General features: G+C 71.5%; 2 protein-coding genes and 1 pseudogene. 1 reads left to right on the top strand and 2 read right to left on the bottom strand.

What is annotated here, in order from left to right; genetic code table 11:
• Nucleotides 1–364: pseudogene (locus ABZ281_RS41965) on the bottom strand (hypothetical protein); the annotation flags it as partial.
• Nucleotides 361–3,153: an SNF2-related protein gene (locus ABZ281_RS41970; protein ID WP_356663219.1), complete on the bottom strand. Its 2,793-nt coding sequence runs from the start codon at nucleotides 3,151–3,153 to the stop codon at nucleotides 361–363. The gene ABZ281_RS41970 and the pseudogene ABZ281_RS41965, both read right to left, overlap by 4 nt.
• A gap of 263 nt (nucleotides 3,154–3,416) precedes the next feature.
• Here ABZ281_RS41970 and ABZ281_RS41975 point away from each other — a divergent pair, with 263 nt between their 5' ends.
• Entirely contained in the window at nucleotides 3,417–3,677 is a 261-nt protein-coding gene (locus ABZ281_RS41975) for a hypothetical protein (protein WP_356663221.1), read from the top strand.
• The last annotated feature ends 80 nt before the right edge of the window (nucleotides 3,678–3,757 follow it).

Here is a 3,757-nt window from a genome sequence, read left to right on the forward strand (position 1 = left end):
GCCGGGCGTCGTCGACGAGTTCGGCGGGCATCTCGCCGTCGAGAAGTGCTGCGAGATGCCCGGCGCGGGCCGCGATCGTGTCGAGCAGGGTGTCCCACTGAGGGCCGGTGAGGACGGGCAGGTGGACTGAGGAGCGGTACGGGCGCGGGCGGCTGCCCTGAACAGCGGCTTTGACCTGGCCTGGAGCGACGGTGACCGGGCCGACCATGCCTTTGCGGGCGTAGGTGCGTCCGCGCGAGAGCCGTCCGGCGTCCAGGGTGGAGTCCTCCAGGGCGGCCACCCATGCCTGGCCCCACCAGGTCGCGGCGAAGGCTCGCTTGCCGCGGGCGGGCGCACGGCGCGGGCCCGGGACAGCGGGGCTCATGACTGCCTTCCGAGGGCGACGAGTTCGGCGAGATCGTCGTCGGACAGTTCGGTCAGGGCTGCCTCGCCGGAGCCGACGACGGCGTCGGCGAGAACGCGCTTGGCTTCGAGCAGCTTCGCCACCTTGTCCTCCACGGTTCCCTCCGCGAGGAGCTTGTGTACCTGGACGGGTTTGTCCTGGCCGATGCGGTAGGCGCGGTCGGTGGCCTGGTCCTCGACGGCCGGGTTCCACCAGCGGTCGTAGTGCACGACGTGAGTGGCGCGGGTGAGGTTGAGTCCGGTGCCCGCCGCCTTCAACGAGAGCAGGAACACTGGCACTTCACCGCGCTGGAAGCGGTCCACCATCTCCTCGCGCCGCGCGACGGGGGTGCCGCCGTGCAGGAAGAGAGCGGGGACGCCGCGCTCTGCGAGATGCTTCTCCAGCAGAGCCGCCATCTGTTTGTACTGCGTGAAGATCAGCACGGATTCGCCTTCGGCGGTGATGGTGTCGAGAAGTTCGTCGAGCAGGTCGAGCTTGCCGGAGCGGCCCCGCAGGGGAGTCGACTGGCGTAGGTACTGGGCGGGGTGGTTGCAGATCTGCTTCAGCGCGGTGAGCAGCTTGAGCACCAGACCGCGCCGGGTGATGCCCTCCGACTCTGCGATCTTCGCCATGGTCTCGCGGACCTGTGCCTCGTACAGACTGGTCTGCTCGGCCGTCAGGGGGACGACGCGTTCGGTCTCGGTCTTGGGCGGCAATTCGGGCGCGATGCCGGGGTCGGACTTCTTGCGGCGCAACAGGAAGGGACGTACGAGACGGTTCAGGCGCTCGGCTGCCTCGGGATCCTCGCCCGCCTCGATGGCGCGGGCATGCCGGTCACGGAAGGCGGTGAGTGTGCCGAGGAGCCCGGGGGTGGTCCAGTCGAGCAGGGCCCACAGCTCGGAGAGGTTGTTCTCCACGGGGGTGCCGGTGAGAGCGACGCGGGCGCGGGCGGGCAGGGCGCGCAGTTCGCGGGCGGTGACGGCGTAGGGATTCTTGACGTGCTGGGCCTCGTCGGCGGCCACCAGCGACCAGGCCGTGTCGGCGAGCACTTCGCGGTCACGGCGCAGTACCCCGTAGGTGACCAGGACGATCTCGTCGCCGGCCAGGTCCCCCAGGTGGCGGTCGCCGCCGTGGTAGCGGCGTACGGGGGTGGACGGTGCGAATCTGGCGGCCTCGCGCTGCCAGTTGCCGAGCAGGGAGGCGGGGCAGACGACAAGGGTGGGGCCCGCGGTGGTGGGGTCGCTCTGGCGGTGCAGGTGCAGAGCGAGCAAGGTGATGGTCTTGCCCAGGCCCATGTCGTCGGCGAGACAGCCGCCGAGGCCGAGTGCGCACATCTCGGCCAGCCAGGCCAGGCCCCGCTTCTGGTACTCGCGCAACGTGGCCTTGAGAGCGGCGGGCTGGGGCACGGGGGTGCGGGACTCGGGGTCGCGGATACGAACGACCAGGTCGCCGAGCGCACCGGCCGCCGCACAGGGAACCCGGTCACCGTCCCGCTCGGCCTCGCCGGTCAGCGCGGCGCTCAACGCCTCCATGGGGGTGAGCGGTTCCATCCGGCGGCGCTTGGCGCGGGCCACCAGCTTCGGGTCGGCGACCACCCACTGGTCGCGAAGCCGGACGAGGGGACGGCGTGACTCAGCGAGGGCATCCATCTCGGCCTCGGTGAGCGGTTCGCCGCCAAGGGAGATCTGCCAGCGGAAGTCGAGGAGAGCCTCGGTGTCCAGCAGGCCGCCCGTGGTGGAACCGGGGGCGGTGCGCTGCCCGATCTCGGCGGTCGCGGTGAGCGCCTTGACCAGTTCACGCGGCCAGTGCACGTCGACACCGGCCACGCGCAGCGCGTCCGTGGCGTCCCCGAGGAGTTCGAAGGCTTCGTCGTCGGTCAACCGGAGCTGATCGGGAGCGGCATCGTCGAGCAGCCTCCGCAGCGGGGGCCAGGCGCGGGCGCCGCGACGCAGGGCGAGCAGGGTCTCGGTCTCGGCGCGCGGGCCGAGCAGCCGCTCCACTTCGGTCGGCTCGCTCCACAGCCGTGCGGCCTCGATGACGAGCGCCGGGTCCGCCGCGGTGTGCAGTTGCAGGACGGCCCGGAACTGCCGTCGGCGCCCTTCGGGTACGTCGACGCGCAGGGAGACACTGACCTCGGCGGTGAGCGCCGCCTGGGTTTCCTCGGCCCATTCCCGCAAGGCGGGCACGGCACGGGCCTCCCGCCGGGCGTACGGCAGCGCTCCCATGGCGAGCGGCGCGGCCGGTGTCCGGACCAGATCATCGGCGACCGCGTCGCAGAACTGGCGTACCAGCGCAGCCGGTTCGGCGATCCGTACCGGCGCGGGGCCTGGCTCGGGCAGGCAGTGGGCGTGCGGCGGGAAGGCGGCGGCCAGGGTGTCCAGCGACTGACGCTGGGCGACGGTGAAGGGACCCACCTGCCAGGTGTCGTAACCGGCGGGGGTGAGGGCCGGGTGGAGGCGGCCGTCGGCGAGCAGCCGCAGCGCGAAGCGAGTGGCGGCCTGCCAGGCGGCGCCGGAGGGATGCGTCGGCTCCGCATCAGCCAGGGCGGAGACAGCGACGGCGACAGGCAGCGCGTAACCCTCGACCCTGCGCCGCCTGACCGAGCGGCCGTGCGGCAGGACCAGCTCCACCGCCTCGGTCTCAAGGCCGGTGGGCGCCATACTGTCGCCGGCCGCTGTCCCGGCCGGCTTCCACAGCAGCAGCCGCCCAAGGCGGGCGGGCTCACCGGGCAGGAACACCGCCGCCCAGCCGGCGCCGAGCAGTTCCCTCACGAAGGCGGATGTTTCCTGCCGGGCCAGCGGCGGTGTGCTTCTCGCGCCCGTACTCGGCTCTCGTACTACGACTCGTGCCACTCTCTTCCGCCCTGTCGCGTGCCGGACCCTCACCAGGCCCACTCACTTCCGAACCCCACCAGGCAACGTCACACGCCGGCAATCGCGGGCCTTTGCATGACTGCCGGCGACGGCGCCACGGCGGATACGCCGCTGCTGAACGCATCGGTCCTCAACCGTAAGGCGCAGCGCTGCGGTGGGCCATGAGCACCTGGGACCCAGCCGTGCCGGAGGCCTCGATCGAAGAGGCCACCGTCGACGCCTACGGCGACGATGAGCAGCTCATCGGCTTCTTCACGATGATCGAGGAGAACCTTGCCGTGCCGTTCACCACGACTGTTCTCGGCGTCGACGTGAGCGTGGTCGGTGTCGATCCGGCCGAGGACGGACGCGTGGTCGCACGCTGCGCCGGGGGCCGGTCCGACAGGACATCGGAATTCTGGAACCAGGACAACGAGCGCTGAGACACGTCGAAGGGCCCCACCGCGAACGGTGGGGCCCTTCGACATCGTGCCCGGTGATGCCCAGGCGGAGGGTACGAGAT

It is taken from the genome of Streptomyces sp. NPDC006265, from assembly GCF_040613555.1.
Lineage (GTDB): Bacteria > Actinomycetota > Actinomycetes > Streptomycetales > Streptomycetaceae > Streptomyces.